The following is a 21,172-nucleotide window of genomic DNA, read 5'->3' on the forward strand; positions in this document are numbered from 1 at the left end:
CCTTGGCCAACCGCCGGCCGGAGCCGTCCATCACCTCCACGTCGTGGTGGTCTTCGGCCCAGTCATCACCCACGAACAGTCGCAACGGTCCTCCCGTTCTCGATGCCGATCACCTTCAGCAGCCTGCGGGAGAACCATCAGCGACCTAATCAAGCAGTGCTCACGCCTCTGCGGGCGGGCACGACATCCCATCAGCGATCAACTCTCCCGGCCGACCGGCAGGGGCACGGTCTTTCACCAGGACTCGATGTCCAGGAACCCAGAGTGCTCACCTGTCAGCGGCTACCACCAGGAGTCTGCCGGATGGCTTACTCCCAGAACTGATTAGGACCCACCGCCACGGAAGACCCGCCGTCAAGAAGGGGACCGCTGTAGGCGGAGGGGGTGTCAGCGTGGGTGGTAGTTGATCGTCTCGATGGGCCATTGGGTGGACAGCCAGGTTGAGATGGCTTTGTACAGGGGTGCGTCCAGGTGGGCTCGGTCGGCTCGGACCCAGGAATGCACGTTGGTGTGGGTGCCGGTTCGGGAGGGGTAGATGTAGACGCATCCGATCACCTCACCGCCGTCCGGATCGAGGACGGTGTAGGTGAAGCCGCGACGCCGGGCGAAGTCTTTCGCGTGGCGCTGGAGGTCGGCGAGGTTCGCCTCCAGGGTCATGCCGCCCGCTGGAGGCCAATTCCCGTACGGAAAGCCCGGGGTGGTGGTGCGGATGTGCTCGATGCTGCTCATCCAGGCGGCGTGATCGGAAGCGTTGTGCTGAGGGCCCAGGGGTTCCAGGCGGAACTGTGGCGTGACCAGGTGCGGGGGGACGGTGAAATCGTCAGGGACGAAGGCACGATCGGTCATGAGGCGGAGGCTACGCGGCTGCACGCGTGGCCGCATCCGAATATGGTCCCGCTCGCTATCCGGCCCGTCCGGATTTCGGCGAGAGAACTCCGTTTCCGTTGGAGAAGTCACCGCTGTTGATGACATTTCCAACGCTGTAGTACTGGTTGCTGCCGGTGGACGTTCCGGAATTCAGCGGACCGCTGACGGTCGTCGGCGAATCACGGCTGGGCGAGTTGTAGGAGATCACCCGATCGTCGAACATCGTTTCGAGCCCCCGTCCGAGCAACCGCATTTCGCGTGGCGTGTCGGCCGACGCTCCGGCCTGGACGGCGAAAGCCAAGCCGCATACGACCGACGCGACAACGGTGATCCGTACGAACACCTTCACCATGTCCCCCCTTCACGAAGCTCGACCGTAGCAGCGGACGGCCGGAAGAATACGTAGCGTCGCCCGTCACTGCACGGCTTCGGTTCGGCGCAGGATCTCGTCCACGACGTGCGCGAGCGGCACGGTGGCGTCGACGGGGACGCCGTTCCTCGGGACGTCTTCTTTCGTCCGGTGCAGTCGCACGATGAGTTCGCGCTCCGCTTTCCTGCTCCCCCACTCGCCTTCCAACCGCTGGTCGAGTCGCCGGTGCAACGTGTCGAGGTCGACTTCCAGCACGAAAACCCCGTCGAACACATGAATGAACCGGGAGAAGTTCCTGGAACCGCCACAGAAGAATGTCACCGGCCTGTCGCGGTCGGCGACCAGGGCAAGTACCTTGTCCACCCGCCAGAGGTGGTTCTCGTGCGTCAGTCCGCTCGTCGGCACACCCGTTACCGGATCGCCCTGATAGGCCAATTCGAAGTCGCCGTCGACGGCGTGATGGCCGCGCCGCCGTAATTCCTTGCAGACCGACGTCTTGCCGGTGCCGGAAACTCCTTCGATCAAGTAGTTCCTGATGCCCATGGATGGAGGGTTCCTTCGCGGCCAGGTTTATGCCAGGATCACCGGCTGCCAGTCGGGCACCTCGTGGTAGCGCCGCAGCTCGGCCAGGCCCGACAGGATGCCGCCCCACGCCGCGTACGGCGGACGCGACTCGTCGAACCCGCTCTGCACCAGCGTCAGCCGCGTCTTACCGCCCGACCCCTCGAGCTCCCACGTGCCGACCCCTGCGCCGCCCCAGTCGATTGAGAACTTACGGTCGGGCACCAGGTCGACCACCTTGGCCGGATTGGGGTCGTTGGCGAGGCCGCCCATCGCGAACCGGCCGCCCACGTGCGGCTCGATCTCGATCGGGAAGCCGAACCACCGCGTGACGGTCTCCGAGTCGGTCAGCGAGGTGAACACCGTGGCCGGCTCGGCGTCGATCACAACGGAAGCCCGCAGGTCGGTGGCGGTGTAGTCGACCCTGGGCGTCAGCTCGCGGCCCTCGCAGTGCTCGGCCAGGTTGGCCAGCGCCTGGCCCCAGTACGTCTCGAGCACCCCGCGGATGCTCTTACCGGTGATGACGTCCTGGAAGTCGAAGTGCGTCTGCGACACGGTGACGATCGTCGCGTCGCCGTCGGCCTCGACGCTCAGCTCGGAGGTCGTCTCCTCGCCGTCGAGCAGCCAGGCGAAGCGGATCGTACGCTCGTCCGTGTGCAGCGGCCGCTGGTGCGGCGCGTCGCCCTCCGGCGTCGTACGTCCCAGAAGGCATACCGCTCGGGGAGGTCCACCTCGGCGTGCTCGGCCAGCCAGACGCGCATGGCCGCCGGGTCGGTCAGCGCCTGTCGCACCTCCTTGACGGGCGCGGCGACGCGGGCACGGATGGTCATGGGCTCACTCATCGTCTCGTACTCCTTCTGGCTGTTGATCGGCTTTGGGGTAGCAGGCGACCGCGAGCTTGAACGCGTCGCCTTCGGCTCCGCCGTATCGGGTGAACAGGTCTTGGAGCAGGCCCTGCAGATCGTTGAGGAAGTCCTGCCGGTGTTCGGGACGTACGTGGATCTCGCCCGACAGCCCGATGGACGGGAGTTCCGGCGCGTTCCTGTCGAGGGCGGCGACGTCGGCCTGCACCTCTTCCATGAGGTCGAGCAGGTAGCCGAGGCTCAGCTCGTCGCGCGCCCGGCGCAGCCCGATCCGGCCGACCAGGCGAGGCGACAGCCAGTACGAGCGGGCGCCGGCCTGGTAGATGCCCTCGTGGATGCCGCGCACCTTCCGCTCGGCCACCTGGTCGACCAGCCCGGCTTCCACCAGGCGTTTGACGTGGTAGTAGACCCGCTGCGGGGTCTGCCCGAGCCGCTCGGCAACCTCTGAGCAGGTGCGCGGCTCGGCGAGCTGCCGCAGCACCTCCACGCGCTGCGGCTTGAGCAGTGCCTCGGCCTGCTCGATCTCTTCCAGGTACAGGACGTCTCTCATCGCAAAAACAATCCTTTACGTAAAAAGCCTTTTTGTCAATGGGTCACGAAAAAGCGCCGCCCGAGAGGGGCGGCGCGGCGGGTACGGGGCGTGGGCAGGCGGGGATCACGTGTGGCGCGCGCCCGTCACGACAGGGGGTCAGGGCCAGGAGCTGTCCTGGTCGGGGTCGCCGCCGTCGGCGAGGAGGCGGAGGTCGGACTCGACCATCATGGCCACCAGCTCGTCGAACGACACCCGCGGCTCCCAGCCGAGCTGCGTGCGCGCCTTCTTCGGATCGGCGCACAGCAGGTCCACCTCGGCGGGCCGGTGCAGCTTCTGGTCGGTCACCACGTACTGCTCCCAGTCGAGGCCGACGGCGTCGAAGGCGGCCTCGGCGAGCTCGCGCACCGACTTCATGTGCCCGGTGCCGATCACGTAGTCCTCGGGTACGTCGGCCTGCAGCATCAGGTGCATGGCCTTGACGTAGTCGCCGGCGTACCCCCAATCGCGCCGGGCCTCCAGGTTGCCGAGGCGCAGTTCGGTGGCCATGCCGAGCTTGATGCGGGCCACCGCGAGCGACACCTTCCTGGTGACGAACTCGGCCCCGCGCCGCGGCGACTCGTGGTTGAACAGGATGCCGGAGACGGCGTACATGCCGTAGGACTCGCGGTAGTTCTGGGTGAGGAAGTGTCCGTACGCCTTGGCTACCCCGTACGGCGAGCGCGGGTGGAACGCGGTGCGCTCGTTCTGCGGAGTCTCGGTGACCTGGCCGAACATCTCAGACGACGAAGCCTGATAAAAGCGGATCTGTCCGGACGGCGCCGCAGCCCCGCGCGACACTCCGGAACACACCCGGATGGCCTCCAGCATCCGCAGGACGCCCATCCCGGTCACCTCGGCCGTGAGCTCCGCCTGCTCCCACGACATGGGCACGAACGAGATCGCCCCCAGGTTGTAGACCTCGTCAGGCCGAACACGTTCCACGGCGGAGATCAGTGACCCCTGGTCCAGCAGGTCGCCGCGGACCACCTGCACGTCGGAGAGCAGCTTGCGCATCCGGGAGACGCGCGGGTTCGCCTGCCCCCGGGCCAGCCCCCACACCTCGTACCCCTGATCGAGCAGGTGCTCCGCCAAGTACGAGCCGTCCTGGCCGGTGATGCCGGTGATCAGAGCACGCCTGGCCAAGGATCCTCCAAATATCGCCTTCCGCATCCCTTTGGGACGGGAATGTACAACCAAGCGCCTCGACGGGACACCAAAGCCTGATAGAACGCGTTCCACCGAACCACGCTCGGTTACGGTAACGTCGCAGTTCGCGCCGCATATGACCGGCGTTGTGGACAATTCCAGCAGACCTACCGAGTGGTAGCCTTCTCGGACTAAGGTCATCTTTCACGGTACACGCCCGGCTCAGGGCCATACCGGCGGAGAAAGGGGTGTCCGTGCAGGAGCGAACGCTGCGGATCGCGCTGCTGTCCTACCGCAGCAAGCCCACCTGTGGCGGACAGGGTGTCTACCTCCGCCACGTGAGCCGCGAGCTGGTAGCGCTCGGGCACCACGTCGAGGTCTTCTCCGGCCAGCCCTACCCCGAACTGGACGAGGGCGTCATCCTGCGGAAGGTCCCGAGCCTCGACCTCTACCGCGACGAGGACCCGTTCAGGACGCCGAAGCTGCACGAGTACCGCGACTGGATCGACCTGCTCGAGGTCGGCACCATGTGGACCGCCGGCTTCCCCGAGCCGCTGACGTTCACCCTGCGCGCGTACCGCGAGCTGAAGAAGAGGGTCGGCGACTTCGACGTCGTCCAGGACAACCAGACCCTCGGCTACGGCCTGCTCGGCATCCAGAAGCTGTTCCCGGTGGTCGGCACCATCCACCACCCCATCAGCGTCGACCGCCGCATCGAGCTCGAAGCCGCGCAGGGCGCCAAGAGGCTCTCCATGCGCCGCTGGTACGGCTTCGTGAAGATGCAGTCACGCGTCGCCCCCCGGCTGAGCCCCATCCTGACCGTCAGCGAGTCGTCGCTGGCCGACATCCACCGCGACTTCAACGTCCCGCAGGCCAACATGCGCCTGATCCCGCTCGGCGTCGACACCCGCTACTTCCACCCCCGCCCCGACAAGCCGCGCCGCAAGGGCTCGATCGTGGCCGTGGCCAGCGCCGACTCCCCGATGAAGGGCGTCGCCACGCTGCTGCGGGCGGTGGCGAAGCTGGCCACCGAACGCGACGTCAACCTCACCGTCGTCAGCAAGCCCACCCCGGGCGGCCCGACCGAGCAGCTCGTCCAGGAGCTCTCGCTGCACGACCGCGTACGGTTCGTGCACGGCATCTCGGACGACGAGCTGGGCGAGCTCATCGCCACCTCCGAGATCTCCGTCGTGCCCAGCCTCTACGAGGGCTTCTCGCTGCCCGCCGTGGAGCACATGGCCTGCGCCACCCCGCTGATCGCCAGCAACACGGGGGCGCTGCCCGAGGTCGTGGGCGACGCGGCCGTGCAGGTGCCGCCGGGCGACGCCGAGGAACTGGCCGCGGCGCTGCGCCGGCTGCACGACTCGCCCGAGGAGCGCGAGCGCCTCGGCCGGGCCGGATACGACCGCGTCATGGAGCGCTACACCTGGAACGTCGTCGCGAAGCGAACCGTCGAGGCGTACCACGAGGCCATCGCGGCCCGGACCAAGCGCTGAACCGAAACCCCCCGACCGCGCCGAATCGCGAGGAGAGAGCTACCAAGTGCTGACCGTGGACTTCGACCGGCTGCCCGTCGGCCCCGGCGTGCGCGTACTCGACCTGGGTTGCGGCGGCGGCCGGCACGCCTTCGAGGTGCTGCGCCGCGGGGGCGACGTCGTCGCCTTCGACATGGACCAGTCCGAGCTCGACAGCGTGACGGCCATGTTCGCGGCGATGGAGAAGGAAGGCGAGGTGCCGCCCGGCGCCGCCGGGCGGACCGTCCAGGGCACGGCGCTGGACATGCCGTTCGAGGACGGCGGCTTCGACCGCGTCATCGCGGCCGAGGTGCTGGAGCACATCCCCGACGACATGGCGGCCATGCGGGAGATCTTCCGCGTGCTCAAGCCGGGCGGAACGGCCGCGGTGACCGTCCCGAGCTTCCTGCCGGAACGCATCTGCTGGGCGCTGGACGAGGCGTACCACACCGCGCCCGGCGGGCACGTGCGCATCTACACGCTGGCCGAGCTGTCGGCCAAGCTGAAGTCGGTCGGGTTCGAGATCGGCCCGCACCACCACGCCCACGGGCTGCACGCGCCGTACTGGTGGATCAAGTGCGCGGTCGGGGTCAACAACGACGGCCACCCGCTGGCGAAGGCGTACCACGAGCTGCTGGTGTGGGACATCATGAAGCGGCCGGCGGCCACCCGCATCGCCGAGAGCCTGCTCAACCCGATCATCGGCAAGAGCGTGGTCCTCTACGTCCGCAAGCCATGATCTCGCGCGAGCAGGTCGCGCGAACGGCCGAGAGCATCGCGGCGATCCAGCAGGAAGACGGCGGCGTGCCGTGGCCCGAGGGCCACGTGGACGCCTGGAACCACGTCGAGTGCCTGATGGCCATGTCCGTCGCGGGCCTGCGGGAGCCGGTGCGCCGCGGCTACGCCTGGCTGGCCCGCCACCAGCGCGACGACGGCTCGTGGCCGATGAAGCTGATCGACGGCGCGCCCGCCGAGCGCGGCGGTGAGACCAACCACGCCGCGTACGTCGCCGCCGGGATCTGGCACCACCACCTCGTCACCGGCGACCAGCGCTTCACCGAGGAGAGCTGGCCGATGGTCAAGGCCGCGCTCGACTTCGTGGTGGACATGCAGACCGAGCGCGGCGAGATCGTGTGGGAGCGCGACGCGGAGGGCACGCCCGCCACGTACGCGCTGCTCACCGGCTGCTCCTCGATCCACCAGGGGCTGCGCTGCGGCGTACGGCTGGCCGACCACCTGGGCGACCCGCAGCCGCACTGGGAGCTGGCCGCCGACCGGCTGGCGCACGTGCTGAACGACCACCCCGAGGCGTTCGCCGACAAGAGCCGCTTCTCGATGGACTGGTACTACCCGGTGCTCGGCGGCGCGGTGCGCGGCCGGCGGGCGGCCGAACTGCTCGAACGCGAGTGGGACACGTTCGTGGTGCCGGGGCTCGGCATCCGGTGCGTGTCCGACCAGCCGTGGGTGACCGGGGCCGAGACGTGCGAGCTGGTGCTGGCGCTCGACGCCGTGGGGGACAGGGAGCGGGCGCTCGCGCTGTTCGCCGACATGCAGCACCTGCGGCACGAGGACGGCTCGTACTGGACGGGCTGGCAGTTCGTGAACCGCCGGCACTTCCCGCACGAGCGCTCCGGCTACACCGCGGCCGCGGTCGTCCTGGCCGCCGACGCGCTGTTCGGGTACTCCCCCGGCTCGGGACTGTTCCGCGACGTCGACGGCGCCTGCGTCTCCGACCCGGACGTGTGCGGCTGCGCCGCCGGTACGGGAGGCCGGCTGCCCCCGAACGCGGCCGACGAGATCCTCTGACGTCAGGCCTCGAAGACAAGCGCTTTTGCGGGTTCTTTGCCGGGGAAATCCGGTGTGCCGCCGGTCAGCCGCGCAAGAGGGTCACTAGCTTCGTGGGTGGCCGTACGAGGCGTCTTCGGGGGAAGCGTGGGCGACACGGGCACAACATCGTTCTTGGACCAGGGCAGGACCGAGCCGACACTGTCCCCACCGCGGGGGCTGCGGAGGTTGCTGGCCAAGGATCCACTGGAGTCCGACCTGAGCCGCCGCCGCTTCCGGCTCCGGGGCGGGCCCGTCCGGTCGGTCTTCATCGCGGCGGAGCGGTCGTACGTGCTCGGCTTCAACGCGGTGATGTCACGCGAGATCGAGAAGGTCGAGGAACTGCCGGAGGACCAGCGGCACTTCGGTTACGAGGGCGCGGCCGCGGGCTGCACCGTGCTCGACCTGCTCACCATGACCCGGGGCCGGCGCCTTCACGAGCTACTGGCCGGCCCCGCCCAGCATCACCGCCACGCCGCCTACCTGGGCGCCGGCCGCGCGTACGCGCAGCTGCGGCTGCGCCCGGTACGCGGGGCCCGCGGGGCCCATCCGCTGCTGCGCTGGCTCGCCGTGGACGGCTTCGGGTTCCAGTGGAGCCTGTCCAGGGCGGACCGCATGATCGGTGAGCGGACGATGCCCGATCTGCTCACGCGGGCCCACTGCGCGGTGTTCGACCAGGGGCTCGGCCGCCTGCTCTGGTACCACGACTGCGGCTCGCCCGACGACGTCGCCGCCAGGATCGGCGCGTACCCGCCGTCGCGGCGGGCCGATCTGTGGAGCGGGGTCGGGTTCGCCGCGACGTACACCGGCGGGGCCGAGCCCGACGAGCTGTGGTGGCTGACCGAGCAGGCGGCGGCCGACGGGTTCCGCGCCTACCTGGCGCAGGGGTGCGCGTTCGCGGTGTCGGCCCGGATGCGCGCCGGGACGGTGCCCGGCCACGTGGAGCGGGCCGTGCCGATCCTGGCGGGCGCCGAGCCCGACGAGGCCGCCTCGTGGACGGACCGGGCACTCATCGCGCTCGGGCACGAGGCGCACACCCACGAGGACTTCCAGAGCTGGCAGAGCCAGATCCGCCGCGCCTGGACCCGCCGCCACCACCACCACTAGACGTCAGACGCGCTCCAGCACGCGGAGGGAGCCCGTCACGGACACCTCGGTGAACTTCCCCGACTCCAGCGCCCGCAGGTAGACGCGGTACGGCGCCTGTCCGCCGTCGGCCGGGTCGGGGTAGATGTCGTGGAAGACCAGCGCGCCGCCGGTCATGACGTGCGGCGACCAGCCCTCGTAGTCGAGCGTGACGGGCTCCTCGGAGTGACCGCCGTCGATGAAGAGCATGCCGAGCGGCGTGTTCCAGAGCCCGGCGACGCGCTCGGACCTGCCGACGATCGCGATCACCTCCTCCTCCAGCCCGGCCGCGGCGATCGTCGCGCGGAACACCGGCAGGGAGTCCATCTTCCCGAAGCGGAGGTCGACCAGGGTGGGGTCGTGGTAGGCCCAGCCCGGCTGGATCTCCTCTGAGCCGCGGTGGTGGTCGACGGTGAGCACCACGGACCCGGCCTGCCGCGCGGCCGCGCCGAGGTAGACGGCCGACTTTCCGCAGTAGGTGCCGATCTCGCAGATGGGGCCGAGTTCGCCGTAGCGGCAGGCCGTCTCGTACAGGGCGAGGCCCTCGTCGTCCGGCATGAAACCCTTGGCGTTCCTGGCCGCGTACAGCAGCTCCGGCGGCATCGTCATGGGCATGCACCCTAGCCCAACCGAATAACATTCCGGCGGGCTCTTGCCGGGCCGTTCTGCAACCTGTTCTACTTGGCACGTGAATCAGCGCGCTCGCATCTCGATGTCGGACGACGACGTCACCTCCTTCCTGGAGGGCTCACGCAAGCTGCAGCTCGCGACCATCAACCCGGACGGCACGCCGCACCTCGTGACCATGTTCCACGCCCTGAGCGAGGGACGGATCGCGTTCTGGACGTACGCCAAGTCCCAGAAGGCCCGCAACCTCGAGCGCGACCCGCGCGTGAGCTGCCTGGCCGAGGCCGGCGACGAGTACACCGAGCTGCGCGGCGTCCTCGTGTACGGCACGGCGCGCCCCGTGGGGTCCCGTGACGGCGTCCTCGCCGTCGGCATGGCCATCGCCCGCCGGATGACGCCCGGCGTGCCGGACGAGCTGCTCCTGCCGTACGTCGAGAAGACCGGGCTCAAGCGGCTCGCCTACGTCGTCGAGAGCACCAAAGTGGTCTCATGGGATCACAGGAGGCTCACATGAAAGTCAGTGTGGACGAGCTGGTCTGCGAGGCCAACGGCGTGTGCGCGGGGCTCGCACCCGAGGTGTTCGAGCTGGACGACGACGACCAGCTGCACATCCTTCTTCCCGAACCACCCCCCGAACTGCGGGACCACGTCCGCCACGCGGTCAGGTCCTGCCCCAAAGCCGCTCTCTCGCTTGTGGAACGACCCTGACCCCGGGTACGAGGAGGAATCCATGCGCGCCGCGATCCTGCACGCCGTAGGCAGCGACAAACTCGACATCCGCGATGATGTCACCCTGGCTCCGGTCGGGCCGGCCGACATCCGGGTCCGGATCAGGGCCACCGGCGTCTGCCACTCCGACCTGTCGGCCATGTCGGGCGTGCTGCCCATGCCCGTACCGCTGATCCCCGGACACGAGGGCGCGGGTGAGGTGGTGGAGGTCGGCGAGCACGTCACCGCGCTCGCGCCGGGCGACCACGTGGTGATCAGTTGGACGCCGGCCTGCGGCGCCTGCGACTCGTGCACGCGCGGGCAGCCGTACCTGTGCAAGCGGTACCTGATGGAGTCGTTCACCAAGGGCAACTTCCGCTTCGGCGGCGACGGCGCGACGGCGTTCGGGATGGCCGGGTGCGGCACCTGGGCCGAGGAGATCGTGGTGCCCGCGCACGCCGGGATCAAGATCGACGACGACGTCCCGTGGGAGGTCGCGGCCCTCATCGGCTGCGGCATCACCACCGGCGTCGGCGCGGTCTTCAACACCGCGAAGGTACGCCCGGGCTCCACGGTCGCGGTGATCGGCTGCGGCGGCGTCGGCCTGTCGGTGATCCAGGGCGCGCGCATCTCCGGCGCCAGGACGATCCTCGCGGTCGATCCCCTGGAGTCGAAGCACGAGCTGGCCAGGAAGGTCGGGGCCACCCACGCGGTGACGCCCGACCAGGTGCCCGGCGCGATCGCCGAGCTCACCGGCGGCGCCGGCTTCGACTACGGCTTCGAGGTGGTCGGCAAGGCCGCCACCATCCAGAGCGCGTGGCAGATCACCCGGTCGGGCGGCGACGTCATCGTGGTGGGTGCGGGCGCCATGGACGACATGGTGTCGTTCTCGGCGTTCAGCCTGCTGTTCGAGGGCAAGAACCTGCTGTCCAGCCTGTACGGCGAGTCCGACGTGCGGCACGACTTCCCGTACTTCGCCAAGCTGTACAAGGCCGGGCTGCTCGACCTCGAATCCATGATCAGCGCCCGCATCCGCCTCGGCGACCTCAACGACGCGGTGGCGGCCCTGCGCGGCGGCGAGGCCCTGCGTCAGATCGTCCTCATCGACTAGTCAGCGCCGGTCGGGCGAGCCGCCTCAAGCTCTGGGCAGCTTGAGGCGGCCCTGGGCTGCTCTGGCGGCTCGCCCGATCGCGCGTCACATCACGCCGGTTCGACCGGCATCCACAGCTCGCACGTCGCGCTGCTGAAGTCGGCGGCGCGCTCCAGGACTGCGACGATCGACGGTCCCGGCCGCAACCGCCACGGGTTGGACGGGAACCACTCGGTCGCGGTCGCGGCCCAGGCCGTCTGCAGCGCCTGCGGATACGGCCCTGAGGTGCGGAAGACCGCCCACATGCCGGCCCGCACCTCGATGGCGTCGAGGTCGCCGGGCTGCGGCGTCTCCTGGGAGACGGCCACCCCGTGCAGGTACGTCAGCTCGGTGCCCTCGGGGGCGTCGGGGTCGATGTCGTCGGTGACCTGCAGCAGCCCGCCAGGCTCTGCGTCGCCGAGGTCCTTCAGCCGTTGGTGCTCCTCCTGCGGCAGCGCGGCGATGTGCCGCTGGATGTGCGGGTTGACGCCCTGGTAGATGAGCGGGACGCGGGTCGCGTGCCCGATCAGCCGGAACGCGGGGCGTTCGACGATGCGGGTGTCCATGGGGATGCTCCCTTCGACGGTCAGGCGGAACCTGAGCTGCGGTTGTGTGCGAAGGGGGCCTCCGTCGCGGCGCACGTCACCAGGACCGGCGCCGTGGACGGCGCGGAACGCGCGTCCGAACGCCTCGGCCGAGCCGTACCCGTACCGGACGGCGATGCTCAGCAGATCGTCCGCACCCCGGACGACGTCGGCGGCGGCGACCGTCATACGGCGCCGGCGCACGTACTCCGACAGGGGCATGCCGGCCAGCGACGAGAACATCCGGCGCAGGTGGTACTCGGTCGTGCCGAGCTCCCTGGCCAGCGCGTGCACGTCGAGCTCCTCACCGAGATGCTCCTCGACGAGGCTGACCAGCCGGTTGAGCGCTGAGATCACAGGCCCTCCTTCCGTCCTCAACCCTGCCGAAGAACCCCCCGACCGTACCCGACCACCGAGAACCGTTCCGATCAGGCGCCCGTACGCACTTGTCCGGATATGGACACGCGCGAAGGCCAACCGAACGGACTTTTGGAACGTCCCATTGCGTCATTCTCTCTAGTCTCAGGAGTGTCGCCATGGGTTACCCGCCTCAACCGCCGTACGGATACGGCCCCGCCGCTCCGCCGCCGCGCCAGAGCAACACGGGTTTGATCCTCTTGCTGGCGATCGGTCTCCCGCTGTTGCTTTTGGGAGGGTGCGGGGCTGTCGTGTTGGTGGTGGCGAACGCCGGCCAGGAAGCGGTGCGGGAAAGAGTGGCGGTGCTGGAGGCGGAACCGCCGACCATGGTGCTGCCGTCCCACCCGCCTGCGTCGCCGCCTCCCACCGCGGGGCAGCAGTCGACCACGGCGGCCGTTGGCGGCTCTCTCACGCTGGCGGGCAACGACCCTGGTCTCAAGGTGACAGTGACGGTGGCACGGGTTGTGGACCGTGCCACGCCGGAGCGGTTCTCACAACCTGACACCGGTAAGAGGCTCGTCGCCGTCGAGGTGACGCTGCAGAACTCCGGTCAGGCGGTCTATGACGACTCTCCCTCGAACGGAGCGATCCTCATCGACGGGGAAGGCCAGCAGTACCGGACCACTCTGCGTACCGTGCAGGAAGGGCAAGGTCTCGGCGGGGGTGTCACCATCAACACGGGCGACATCCGCAAGGGAGTGATCGTGTTCGAGCTGCCCGAGTCGGCGAGCCCGGCGAAGTTCCAGTTCACCTTGAACAGCGGGTTCGCCGACCAGACGGGCGAGTGGACGCTCGCGTGAAGGCGAGACGCCTCTCGCGGTGAGCCGCGAGAGGCGTCGGACGGGGTGGTGGGGGTTTACGTCGTGGAGAAGGCGGCGTCGAAGGCCGTGGTGGGCGGGGTGATGGAGTTGAGCTTGCGGATGTAGCCCAGGGCCTCCTTGGCGCCGTCAAGACGGTCCATGCCGGCGTCCTCCCACTCGACCGAGATCGGGCCCTCGTACCCGATCGCGTTGAGGGCGCGGAAGCAGTCCTCCCACGGGACGTCGCCGCGGCCGGTCGAGACGAAGTCCCAGCCCCGGCGCATGTCGGCCCACGGCAGGTGCGACGACAGGCGGCCCCTGCGGCCGTCGCCGACGCGCATCTTGGTGTCCTTGCAGTCGACGTGGTAGATGCGGTCCTTGAAGTCGAGGATGAACCCGACGGGGTCGATGTCCTGCCACACCATGTGGGACGGGTCCCAGTTGAGGCCGAACGCGGGCCGGTGGCCGACGGCCTCCAGCGCGCGCACGGTCGTGTGGTAGTCGTAGGCGATCTCGCTCGGGTGCACCTCGTGCGCGAACCGCACGCCGACCTCGTCGAAGACGTCGAGGATCGGGTTCCAGCGGTCGGCGAAGTCCTGGTAGCCGGCGTCGACCATCGAGGCGGGCACCGGCGGGAACATCGCGACGGTGTGCCAGATCGACGATCCGGTGAAGCCGACGACGGTGTCGACGCCCAGCAGCGCCGCCGCCCTGGCGGTGTTCTTCAGGTCCTCGGCCGCGGCCTGGCGCACCGACTCGGGGTCGCCCGAGCCCCAGATGCGGGCCGGCAGGATGGCCTTGTGCCGCTCGTCGATGGGGTGGTCGCAGACCGCCTGGCCGACCAGGTGGTTGGAGATCGTCCAGACCTTGAGGCCGTGCTTGTCGAGCTGGGCGCGCTTCTGCTCGACGTACGACGGGTCGTTCACCGCCTGGTCGACGTCGAAGTGGTCACCCGAGCAGGAGATCTCGAGTCCGTCGTAACCCCACTCGGCGGCGAGCCGGCACACCTCCTCGAACGGCAGGTCGGCCCACTGCCCGGTGTACAACGTGACAGGTCTCATCAATCCTCCACAGTGGTGTAACGGCTGCCCTCAGCCGCGCTGCGCTCGACCGCCTCCAGCACCCGCTGCACGCGCAGCCCGTCGGCGAACGACGGCGTGGGGTCGACGCCGGTGGCGACCGCTTCCAGGAAATCTCTGATCTCGTGGGTGAAGGTGTGCTCGTAGCCGAGGCCGTGCCCCGGGGGCCACCAGGCGCCGACGTACGGGTGGTCGGGCTCGGTGACGAGGATCCGTTCGAAGCCGCCCCCGCCCGCGCTGAACCACAGCTCGTTCATGGCCTCGAAGTCGAACGCCAGGCTGCCCAGCGAGCCGTTGATCTCGATGCGCATCGCGTTCTTGCGCCCGGCGGCGAACCGGGTGGCCTCGAACGAGGCCAGGCCGCCGCCCGACAGCCGCCCGATGAACAGGGCCGCGTCGTCGACGGTGACCTCGCCCTTCTCGCTGGACGCGGTGGCGCCGAGCCCGGCCGAGGCGGCCGCGAGCGGGCGTTCCTTGATGAACGTCTCCGTCAGCGCCGAGACGCCGAGGATGCTCTCGCCGGTGATGAACTGGGCGGCGTCGATGATGTGGGAGCCGATGTCGCCGAGCGCACCGGCGCCCGCCTTGTCCTTCTGCAGCCGCCACACCAGCGGGAACTCGGGGTCGACGATCCAGTCCTGCAGATAGGCGGCGCGCACGTGCCTGATCTCGCCGAGCCGGCCCTCCTCGACGTACCGGCGGGCGAGCGCGATCGCGGGCACCCGCCGGTAGTTGAAGGCCACCATGCTCTTGCCCGGCGCCGCGGCGGCCGCGGCCGCCATGATCTCGGCCTCGGCCACGGTGTTGGCCAGCGGCTTCTCACAGAGGACGTGCTTGCCGGCCTCCAGCGCGGCGATGGCGATCTCCGCGTGGGAGTCACCGGGCGTGCAGATGTCGACGATCTGCACGTCGTCGCGCTTGACCAGCTCTCTCCAGTCTGTCTCGACGGCGGCCCAGCCGAGCTGCGCCGCGGCGGCCTCCGTGTGCTCCTTGGACCTGCCCGCGATGGCCGCCATGCGCGGCCGCAGCGGCAGGTCGAAGAAGGCGCTGACGCTGCGCCAGGCCTGGGAGTGGACGCGGCCCATGAAGGCGTAGCCCACCATTCCCACGCCGATGGTGGTGTTGTCTGACATGCAACCCCCGATCAGGATTCGAAGCCGAGTGACATGTAGTCCGCGACGTTGTCCTTGGTGATGGTCTCCGACGCGAGCGTGATCGACTGCGGCACCTGCTTCTCCAGCAGATCACTCATGCCCTTCCCCTGTGCTATCAGACGGGCGAGCTTGATCGCGGAGGAGGCCATGGTCGGGCTGTAGGTCACGGTCGCCTGCAGCACGGACGTCCCCGACTGGATCTCGCGCATCGCGTTCGCCGAGCCGGCGCCGCCGACCATGATGAACTCGCTGCGGTTCGCCTCCTTGATGGCGGCGAGCACGCCGACGCCCTGGTCGTCGTCGTGGTTCCACATCGCGTCGATCTTGCTGTGCGCCTGGAGCAGCGACGTGGCCACCTCGTTGCCGGTCTCGACGGTGAACGCCGCGTCCTGCTTCGCGGTGACGCTGAAGCCGTACTCCTTCAACGCGTCCGCGAAGCCCTGGCTGCGCTCCTGGGTGAGCGGGAGCGTGGCGATGCCCTGGATCTCAACGATCACGGGGTTGGACACGTTCTTCGACTTCAGCTGCTCGCCGATGTAGTGGCCGGCGGCCACGCCCATGCCGTAGTTGTCGCCGCCGATCCACGTCCGGTACGCGAGCTTGTTCGGGAAGACCCGGTCGAGGTTGACGACGGGGATGCCGGCGGCGGTCGCCTGTAACGCGACCTGGTTGAGCTGCTGGCCGTCGTTGGGCAGGATCACCAGCGCGTTCACCTTGGCCGCGATGAGCGACTCGACCGCGGAGATCTGCTGGTTGATGTCGTTCGTCGGCTCGACGGGTTTGAACTCGACATCGGAGTACTGCTTGGCGGCCGTCTCGGCGTTCTTGGCGATGGCGGCGATCCAGCCGTGGTCGGCCGCGGGGGCCGAGAAGCCGATCACCACCCGGTCGCCTGGCTGGTCGTTGCCGCCGGCCGCCGCCGTGGGCGCGGGGGCCGAGCTCGTGGGCGCGGCCGCGGGCTCGTTGCTCGTGCAACCCGCCGCAAGGAGGGCTGCTCCGCCGACGAGGAATCCCCGGCGCGCGACGTTCTCGCTCATGGTGCTCTCTCCTTCAAGTTCCGCCGCTGGAGAAGGACGGCGATGACGATGATCAGGCCTTTGGCGATCAGCTGGTCGCTGGTGTTGAGGCCGTTGAGAATGAACAGGTTGGTGATGAGCGTGAAGATCAGCAGACCCAGGATCGAGCCGATGATCGTCCCGCGGCCCCCGGTGAGCAGCGTGCCGCCGATGATGACGGCGGCGATGGCGTCGAGTTCGTACAGGTCGCCGTGGGTGGACGACCCCGTCGTCGTACGCGCCATGATGATGATGGCTGCGATGCCGCAGCACAGCCCCGACAGTGCGTAGAGCAGCATCGTGTGCCGGCGCACGTCGATGCCTGCCAGGCGGGCGGCCTCGGGGTTGCCCCCGACGGCGTAGGTCCGCCGCCCGAACGTCGTGCGGTTGAGCAGCACCCAGCCGAGCACCACGACGAGCGCGAAGATGTAGACCAGCAGCGGGATGCCGAGCACGCGCGTGGTCGACAGGTCCACCAGGGCGGAGTTCTCCGGCTGGATGAGCTGCGTCTTGCGGTCGGACATGCGCTGCGCGAGGCCGCGCGCGGCCACGAGCATGGCGAGGGTGGCGATGAACGGCACCAGCCGCCCGTAGGCGATGAGCCAGCCGGTGACCAGCCCGGCCCCGGTGCCGACGATGACGGCGCAGATCGCCATCACCACCGGACCGTACGACTGGGTGGCGAGCGTCGTCGCCCAGACCGAGGCGAGCGCCATGACCGCGCCGACCGACAGGTCGATGCCGCCGCCGATGATCACGAACGTGGCGCCGACGGTGATGACGCCGATCGTGGCGGCCAGCGACAGGATGCTGATCAGGTTGGAGGCCGTGGCGAAGTTGTCCGGGCGGGTGACCAGACCGACGACGACCAGGATCGCCAGCGCTCCGATCAGCCCCACGTGGCGCATCTCGCCGAGGCCGCGCAGTGCCGGAACTGTCGCGCCGAGGGGGCCGGCGCGCCCCTCGCCCACTGGCGCCTGCGATTTCGTGGGCTCGCTCATCACGCCGCCTCCCCATTCATGATCATGTCCAGTACGCGGTGCTCGTCCAGTTCCGTCGCCGCGCCCTCGTGGATGACCCGGCCCTCGCGCAGCACGAGCACCCGGTCGGCGAGGCCGAGCACCTCGGGCACCTCGCTGGAGACCAGCAGCACGCCGATGCCCTTCTTCGCCAGGTCGTGGATCACCGCGTACAGCTCGGCCCTGGCGCCCACGTCGACGCCCCGGGTGGGCTCGTCGAGCAGGAGCAGCCGGCGGCTGCCGAGCAGCCAGCGGGCGAGCACGGCCTTCTGCTGGTTGCCGCCTGACAGGGTGCGGATCGGGCGTTCGGGGTCGGGCGGCCGGATGTCGAGCAGGTCGGCCAGCCTGCGGGCCTCCGCACGCTCGCGCCCGCGGTCGAGCCAGCCGAGCCTGGCGAACTCCGGCAGCGTGCCGAGCGTGATGTTGGCGGTGACGCTCTGGTCGAGGAGCAGGGCCTGCGCCTTGCGCTCCTCGGGGGCCAGGCCCATGCCGTTCCTGACCGTGCCGACGACGCCGCGCCGCACCGATCTGCCGGAGAGCAGGACGCTGCCGGAGGCGGGACGGGCGCCGTAGACGGCCTCGAGGATCTCCGACCGGCCGGAGCCGACGAGCCCGGCCAGGCCGACGATCTCGCCCGCCCGCACGGAGAACGACACGTCGGAGAAGACGCCCGGCGCGCTCAGGTTCTCCACGCGCAGCACCTCCTCGCCTGGCTCGCGGCCCTGCCTGGGCGGGAAGACGTACTCGACGTTGCGGCCGGTCATCAGGGAGACGATCTGGGACGTCGGCGTGTCGCGGGCGGGCAGGCCGACGGCGACCGTACGGCCGTCCTTCAGCACGGTGACCCGGTCGCCGATCTCGCGGATCTCCTCCAGGCGGTGGGAGATGTACACCACGGCCACGCCCTCGGCGGTGAGCTCGCGGATGATCCGGAAGAGGTTGGCGACCTCGTCGTGGGCCAGGGCGGCGGACGGCTCGTCCATGATGATCACGCGGGCCTTGTGGGAGAGCGCGCGGGCCATCGAGACGACCTGCTTGGCGGCCGGCGAGAGCCGTCCGACCTCGGTCGCCGGGCGGATCTCCGGATGCCCGAGGCGGGCGAGCACCTGTGCGGCGGCGCGGTTGGCGGCGGCCCGGTTGACGAACCCCAGGCGGGCGTGCTCGTGGCCGAGGAAGATGTTCTCGGCCACGCTGAGCCCGTCGACGAGGTCGAGCTCCTGGTAGATGGTGGCGAAGCCCAGTCTGATGGCGTCGATCGGGCTGCCGGGGCGCACGACCGCTCCGTCGAAGGTGATCGTGCCCTCGTCCGGCTGGTGCGCGCCGGCCAGGACCTTGATCAGAGTCGACTTGCCGGCGCCGTTCTGGCCGAGCAGGCAGTGCACCTCTCCGGCCCGTACGTCGAGGTCGACTCCGTCCAGCGCGCGAACGCCGGGGAACTGCTTGACGATGCCTTGCATGACCAGCATCGGGAGGTCCCTTTCAGGCGGTCGGTCAGGCGTTGACGATGCGGTTGATGTTCTCGGGTGACAGGTAGTGCTCGATCGCGAGGATCCCCGCGCCGAGCGTGGCGGCGTTGATCCCCGTACGGCTCGGCGTGATGGTGAGGTGGTTCGTGGCCAGCGGGAGCGACCTGCGGTAGACCGTCTCCCTGATGCCGGCCAGAAGGTGCTCGTGCACCCGCGACAGCGCGCCGCCGATCACGATGACCTCGGGGTTGAAGAAGTTGACGAGGCTGGCGAGCACCTCGCCGATGAGCCGGCCGGCCTCGCGGACTAGCCGCAGCGCCTGGGTGTTGCCCGCCTGCACGAGCTCGACCACGTCGCCGCCTGACTCGGCGGGCAGGCCCAGCTCGGTCAGCCGGCGGGCGATGGCGGCGCCGCCGGCGACGGCTTCGAGGCAGGCGCTGTTGCCGCACCGGCAGCCGGCGTTGTCGTGGCCGCTGACCCGGATGTGGCCGATGTCGCCGGCCGAGCCCTGGGCGCCCCGGTGGAGCCGGCCCTCGGCCATGATGCCGCAGCCGATGCCGGTGCCGACCTTGACGAACAGCAGGTGGGCGGCCTCGGGGAAGGCGCCCCGGTGCTCGCCGAGCGCCATGACGTTGACGTCGTTGTCGACCAGGACCTCCACGCCCTCGAAGTACTCGGGGACGGGGTAGTCGTTCCAGCCGGGCATGATCGGCGGGTTGTTCGGCCGCCCGGTGGCGAACTCGACCGGGCCTGGCACCCCCATGCCGAGGGCCCGTAGCGCCTTGCGCGGCCTGCCGACCTGGGCGAGCAGGTGGTCGATCCGCTGGTCGACGTGGGCGAGCACGGTCTCTGGGCCCTCGCCGATCAACAGGCTGTCCTCGCACTCGGCGAGCACGCTGCCGGAGATGTCCATGAGGGCGATCCGGCAGTGCGTGGCGCCCAGGTCGACGCCGGCGAAGGCGTGGTCCTCGGTCTGCAGGCGCAGCTGACGCGGCGGACGGCCGCCGGTCGACTCGCCGCTCTCGGTCTCCTCGATGAGCCCGCGCTCGATGAGCGCGTCCACACGCTGGGAGATCGTGGATCTGGCCAGGCCGGTGAGCCTCGCGAGATCGGATCGGGTCGTCGCGGAGCCCGCGCTGATGAGCGTCAGCACGTCGCCGGCAGAGCCCGGCTGGGGGGTCATGCCGCGAGAATAAGATCACCGATGCGGCAATTCAAGGGGTTACATCGACCAAACTCCCAGAACTTCCGCCGAAGATCGAACAAACCTCTGACTCGGGCCGTGGATATATGGTCATCCGCTCCGTCCGGGCGGCGGTGGACGTACCCGGAAAAGAGCAGGTCCCCGCCGCTGGGGCGGCGGGGACGGGCGCGCTCTAGAGCATCGCCTTCAGGGAGTCGGTGGCCGACTGGACGTACGGCTGCTCGGCCATCACCGACTGCCAGTTGTCGGCGATCGCCTCGGGCGTGAGGTCGTCGGTCTTCCAGCCGGGCCCCTCGGCGACGAAGACGCGGGCCACCCGCCCGGCGCCGACGCTGAACACCTCGCCGCTCACCTCGCACGACTCGTGCACGAGGTACGCGACCAGGGCGCTGACCCGCTCGGGCGTGAACTTCGCCTCGAACTCGGCAGGGAGCAGCGACTCGGTCATCCGGGTCCAGGCGATGGGCGCGATGGCGTTGGCCCTGATGCCGTTGCGCGCGCCCTCGATGGCGATCGTCTTGGTGAGGCCGACCAGGCCCATCTTGGCGGTGGAGTAGTTGGCCTGGCCGAAGTTGCCGAACAGGCCCGCCGGGCTCGTCGTGTTGACGACCCGCCCGTACCCGGCCGCCTTCATCAGCGGGTACGCGGCCTGGCTGACGAGGTAGGAGCCGCGGACGTGGACGGCGAGCACGCTGTCGAAGTCCTCGACCGTCATCTTGCCGAGCGACCGGTCGCGCAGGATGCCCGCGTTGTTGACGACGATGTCCACCCGCCCGAAGGCGTCGACGGCGGCCTGGACGACGGCCCGCGCGCCTTCCGGGGTGGATATGTCGTCGGTGCTGGCGACCGCCTGGCCGCCGTTCTTCGTGATGAGACCGGCGACCTCGGCGGCGGGCCCGGCGGAGGCTCCGCTGCCGTCGAGCGCGCCCCCGAGGTCGTTGACGACGACCTTGGCGCCCCGTTCCGCGAGCAGCAGGGCGTGGGACCTGCCGAGTCCGTGCCCGGCGCCCGTGATGATCGCGACCCTGTCATCGAACCGCAGCATCGAACCTCCCACAGGAGAACATCATTCTGGTACGAGTACGATAA

The 21,172-nt window shown here is 69.5% G+C and carries 24 protein-coding genes; 8 read left to right on the forward strand and 16 right to left on the reverse strand.

The features are described from left to right. Positions 1-387: 387 nt before the first annotated feature. The 7 genes from BLR04_RS33080 to BLR04_RS33100 form a co-directional block, all read right to left on the reverse strand. The gene (locus BLR04_RS33080) at positions 388-846 is read right to left on the reverse strand and encodes a GNAT family N-acetyltransferase (protein ID WP_090772756.1); all 459 of its coding nucleotides are present in this window, start codon (positions 844-846) and stop codon (positions 388-390) included. 55 nt (positions 847-901) lie between these two features. Further along, positions 902-1,219: a hypothetical protein gene (locus tag BLR04_RS40100; RefSeq protein WP_143022326.1), complete on the reverse strand. Its 318-nt coding sequence runs from the start codon at positions 1,217-1,219 to the stop codon at positions 902-904. Positions 1,220-1,282: 63 nt separating this feature from the next. Continuing rightward, the gene (locus BLR04_RS33085; protein ID WP_090772759.1) at positions 1,283-1,780 is read right to left on the reverse strand and encodes an AAA family ATPase; all 498 of its coding nucleotides are present in this window, start codon (positions 1,778-1,780) and stop codon (positions 1,283-1,285) included. A gap of 27 nt (positions 1,781-1,807) precedes the next feature. Continuing rightward, positions 1,808-2,353, reverse strand: coding sequence for an SRPBCC family protein (locus BLR04_RS33090; RefSeq protein WP_245740811.1), 546 nt, complete (start codon positions 2,351-2,353; stop codon positions 1,808-1,810). 35 nt (positions 2,354-2,388) lie between these two features. Next, positions 2,389-2,640, reverse strand: coding sequence for an SRPBCC family protein (locus BLR04_RS42060; protein ID WP_245740813.1), 252 nt, complete (start codon positions 2,638-2,640; stop codon positions 2,389-2,391). Further along, the gene (locus BLR04_RS33095; RefSeq protein WP_090772761.1) at positions 2,633-3,211 is read right to left on the reverse strand and encodes a transcriptional regulator; all 579 of its coding nucleotides are present in this window, start codon (positions 3,209-3,211) and stop codon (positions 2,633-2,635) included. Before BLR04_RS33095 ends, BLR04_RS42060 begins: the two co-directional genes overlap by 8 nt. 138 nt (positions 3,212-3,349) lie before the next feature. Further along, complete coding sequence (locus tag BLR04_RS33100; RefSeq protein WP_090772763.1) at positions 3,350-4,375, reverse strand: GDP-mannose 4,6-dehydratase; 1,026 nt, start codon at positions 4,373-4,375, stop codon at positions 3,350-3,352. Between the two features lie 251 nt (positions 4,376-4,626). Here BLR04_RS33100 and BLR04_RS33105 point away from each other — a divergent pair, with 251 nt between their 5' ends. The 4 genes from BLR04_RS33105 (at position 4,627) to BLR04_RS33120 (ending at position 8,823) form a co-directional block, all read left to right on the forward strand. After that, positions 4,627-5,874, forward strand: a complete 1,248-nt coding sequence (locus tag BLR04_RS33105; protein WP_090772765.1) for a glycosyltransferase family 4 protein — start codon at positions 4,627-4,629, stop codon at positions 5,872-5,874. 46 nt (positions 5,875-5,920) lie between these two features. Beyond that, complete coding sequence (locus BLR04_RS33110; protein WP_176903398.1) at positions 5,921-6,631, forward strand: class I SAM-dependent methyltransferase; 711 nt, start codon at positions 5,921-5,923, stop codon at positions 6,629-6,631. Further along, positions 6,628-7,698 carry a glycoside hydrolase family 15 protein gene (locus BLR04_RS33115; protein WP_090772767.1) on the forward strand — a complete coding sequence of 357 codons (1,071 nt, stop codon included), beginning with the start codon at positions 6,628-6,630 and terminating at the stop codon, positions 7,696-7,698. Before BLR04_RS33110 ends, BLR04_RS33115 begins: the two co-directional genes overlap by 4 nt. A 153-nt stretch (positions 7,699-7,851) precedes the next feature. Continuing rightward, positions 7,852-8,823 carry a DUF1702 family protein gene (locus BLR04_RS33120; protein WP_176903399.1) on the forward strand — a complete coding sequence of 324 codons (972 nt, stop codon included), beginning with the start codon at positions 7,852-7,854 and terminating at the stop codon, positions 8,821-8,823. 3 nt (positions 8,824-8,826) lie between these two features. Here BLR04_RS33120 and BLR04_RS33125 read toward each other — a convergent pair whose 3' ends face one another. Beyond that, positions 8,827-9,456, reverse strand: a complete 630-nt coding sequence (locus tag BLR04_RS33125) for a class I SAM-dependent methyltransferase (protein ID WP_090772771.1) — start codon at positions 9,454-9,456, stop codon at positions 8,827-8,829. 73 nt (positions 9,457-9,529) lie between these two features. On the opposite strand from BLR04_RS33125, the gene BLR04_RS33130 reads away from it, so the two are divergent. The 3 genes from BLR04_RS33130 to BLR04_RS33140 are packed head-to-tail and all read left to right on the forward strand — an operon-like array spanning position 9,530 to position 11,287. Beyond that, on the forward strand, positions 9,530-9,982 hold the full coding sequence (locus tag BLR04_RS33130) for a pyridoxamine 5'-phosphate oxidase family protein (protein WP_090772773.1): 453 nt from the start codon (positions 9,530-9,532) through the stop codon (positions 9,980-9,982). Next, positions 9,979-10,176: a ferredoxin gene (locus BLR04_RS33135; RefSeq protein WP_090772775.1), complete on the forward strand. Its 198-nt coding sequence runs from the start codon at positions 9,979-9,981 to the stop codon at positions 10,174-10,176. Before BLR04_RS33130 ends, BLR04_RS33135 begins: the two co-directional genes overlap by 4 nt. 22 nt (positions 10,177-10,198) lie before the next feature. Then, on the forward strand, positions 10,199-11,287 hold the full coding sequence (locus tag BLR04_RS33140) for a Zn-dependent alcohol dehydrogenase (protein ID WP_090772777.1): 1,089 nt from the start codon (positions 10,199-10,201) through the stop codon (positions 11,285-11,287). Between the two features lie 89 nt (positions 11,288-11,376). On the opposite strand, the gene BLR04_RS33145 is transcribed toward BLR04_RS33140, so the two are convergent. After that, a complete protein-coding gene (locus tag BLR04_RS33145; protein ID WP_090772779.1) occupies positions 11,377-12,246 on the reverse strand; it encodes an AraC family transcriptional regulator in 870 nt (289 codons plus the stop codon). A 179-nt stretch (positions 12,247-12,425) separates the two neighbouring features. Here BLR04_RS33145 and BLR04_RS33150 point away from each other — a divergent pair, with 179 nt between their 5' ends. Further along, positions 12,426-13,106 (forward strand): DUF4352 domain-containing protein, encoded by a 681-nt coding sequence (locus BLR04_RS33150; protein ID WP_090772781.1) that lies wholly within the window; start codon positions 12,426-12,428, stop codon positions 13,104-13,106. Positions 13,107-13,162: 56 nt separating this feature from the next. On the opposite strand, the gene BLR04_RS33155 is transcribed toward BLR04_RS33150, so the two are convergent. The 7 genes from BLR04_RS33155 to BLR04_RS33185 form a co-directional block, all read right to left on the reverse strand. Next, positions 13,163-14,170 (reverse strand): sugar phosphate isomerase/epimerase family protein, encoded by a 1,008-nt coding sequence (locus tag BLR04_RS33155; protein ID WP_090772783.1) that lies wholly within the window; start codon positions 14,168-14,170, stop codon positions 13,163-13,165. Then, positions 14,167-15,318 carry a Gfo/Idh/MocA family protein gene (locus tag BLR04_RS33160; RefSeq protein WP_090772785.1) on the reverse strand — a complete coding sequence of 384 codons (1,152 nt, stop codon included), beginning with the start codon at positions 15,316-15,318 and terminating at the stop codon, positions 14,167-14,169. The genes BLR04_RS33155 and BLR04_RS33160 overlap by 4 nt, the downstream gene beginning before the upstream one ends. A gap of 11 nt (positions 15,319-15,329) precedes the next feature. Further along, positions 15,330-16,376 carry an ABC transporter substrate-binding protein gene (locus BLR04_RS33165; protein ID WP_090772787.1) on the reverse strand — a complete coding sequence of 349 codons (1,047 nt, stop codon included), beginning with the start codon at positions 16,374-16,376 and terminating at the stop codon, positions 15,330-15,332. After that, positions 16,373-17,395, reverse strand: a complete 1,023-nt coding sequence (locus BLR04_RS33170; protein WP_176903400.1) for an ABC transporter permease — start codon at positions 17,393-17,395, stop codon at positions 16,373-16,375. The genes BLR04_RS33165 and BLR04_RS33170 overlap by 4 nt, the downstream gene beginning before the upstream one ends. After that, the gene (locus tag BLR04_RS33175; protein WP_218129261.1) at positions 17,395-18,879 is read right to left on the reverse strand and encodes a sugar ABC transporter ATP-binding protein; all 1,485 of its coding nucleotides are present in this window, start codon (positions 18,877-18,879) and stop codon (positions 17,395-17,397) included. The genes BLR04_RS33170 and BLR04_RS33175 overlap by 1 nt, the downstream gene beginning before the upstream one ends. Positions 18,880-18,904: 25 nt before the next feature. Further along, complete coding sequence (locus BLR04_RS33180) at positions 18,905-20,062, reverse strand: ROK family transcriptional regulator (RefSeq protein WP_090772792.1); 1,158 nt, start codon at positions 20,060-20,062, stop codon at positions 18,905-18,907. 193 nt (positions 20,063-20,255) lie between these two features. Then, on the reverse strand, positions 20,256-21,128 hold the full coding sequence (locus BLR04_RS33185; RefSeq protein ID WP_090772794.1) for an SDR family oxidoreductase: 873 nt from the start codon (positions 21,126-21,128) through the stop codon (positions 20,256-20,258). Positions 21,129-21,172 lie beyond the last annotated feature (44 nt).

It is taken from the genome of Nonomuraea maritima (genome assembly GCF_900100395.1).
Lineage (GTDB): Bacteria > Actinomycetota > Actinomycetes > Streptosporangiales > Streptosporangiaceae > Nonomuraea > Nonomuraea maritima.

Coding starts and splice junctions, on each gene's coding strand:
- BLR04_RS33080 (WP_090772756.1), bottom strand. CDS start 846: ATGACCGATCGTGCCTTCGTCCCTGACGATTTCACCGTCCCCCCGCAC.
- BLR04_RS40100 (WP_143022326.1), bottom strand. CDS start 1,219: ATGGTGAAGGTGTTCGTACGGATCACCGTTGTCGCGTCGGTCGTATGC.
- BLR04_RS33085 (WP_090772759.1), bottom strand. CDS start 1,780: ATGGGCATCAGGAACTACTTGATCGAAGGAGTTTCCGGCACCGGCAAG.
- BLR04_RS42060 (WP_245740813.1), bottom strand. CDS start 2,640: ATGAGTGAGCCCATGACCATCCGTGCCCGCGTCGCCGCGCCCGTCAAG.
- BLR04_RS33095 (WP_090772761.1), bottom strand. CDS start 3,211: ATGAGAGACGTCCTGTACCTGGAAGAGATCGAGCAGGCCGAGGCACTG.
- BLR04_RS33115 (WP_090772767.1), top strand. CDS start 6,628: ATGATCTCGCGCGAGCAGGTCGCGCGAACGGCCGAGAGCATCGCGGCG.
- BLR04_RS33125 (WP_090772771.1), bottom strand. CDS start 9,456: ATGCCCATGACGATGCCGCCGGAGCTGCTGTACGCGGCCAGGAACGCC.
- BLR04_RS33135 (WP_090772775.1), top strand. CDS start 9,979: ATGAAAGTCAGTGTGGACGAGCTGGTCTGCGAGGCCAACGGCGTGTGC.
- BLR04_RS33140 (WP_090772777.1), top strand. CDS start 10,199: ATGCGCGCCGCGATCCTGCACGCCGTAGGCAGCGACAAACTCGACATC.
- BLR04_RS33150 (WP_090772781.1), top strand. CDS start 12,426: ATGGGTTACCCGCCTCAACCGCCGTACGGATACGGCCCCGCCGCTCCG.
- BLR04_RS33160 (WP_090772785.1), bottom strand. CDS start 15,318: ATGTCAGACAACACCACCATCGGCGTGGGAATGGTGGGCTACGCCTTC.
- BLR04_RS33165 (WP_090772787.1), bottom strand. CDS start 16,376: ATGAGCGAGAACGTCGCGCGCCGGGGATTCCTCGTCGGCGGAGCAGCC.
- BLR04_RS33170 (WP_176903400.1), bottom strand. CDS start 17,395: ATGAGCGAGCCCACGAAATCGCAGGCGCCAGTGGGCGAGGGGCGCGCC.
- BLR04_RS33175 (WP_218129261.1), bottom strand. CDS start 18,879: ATGCTGGTCATGCAAGGCATCGTCAAGCAGTTCCCCGGCGTTCGCGCG.
- BLR04_RS33180 (WP_090772792.1), bottom strand. CDS start 20,062: ATGACCCCCCAGCCGGGCTCTGCCGGCGACGTGCTGACGCTCATCAGC.
- BLR04_RS33185 (WP_090772794.1), bottom strand. CDS start 21,128: ATGCTGCGGTTCGATGACAGGGTCGCGATCATCACGGGCGCCGGGCAC.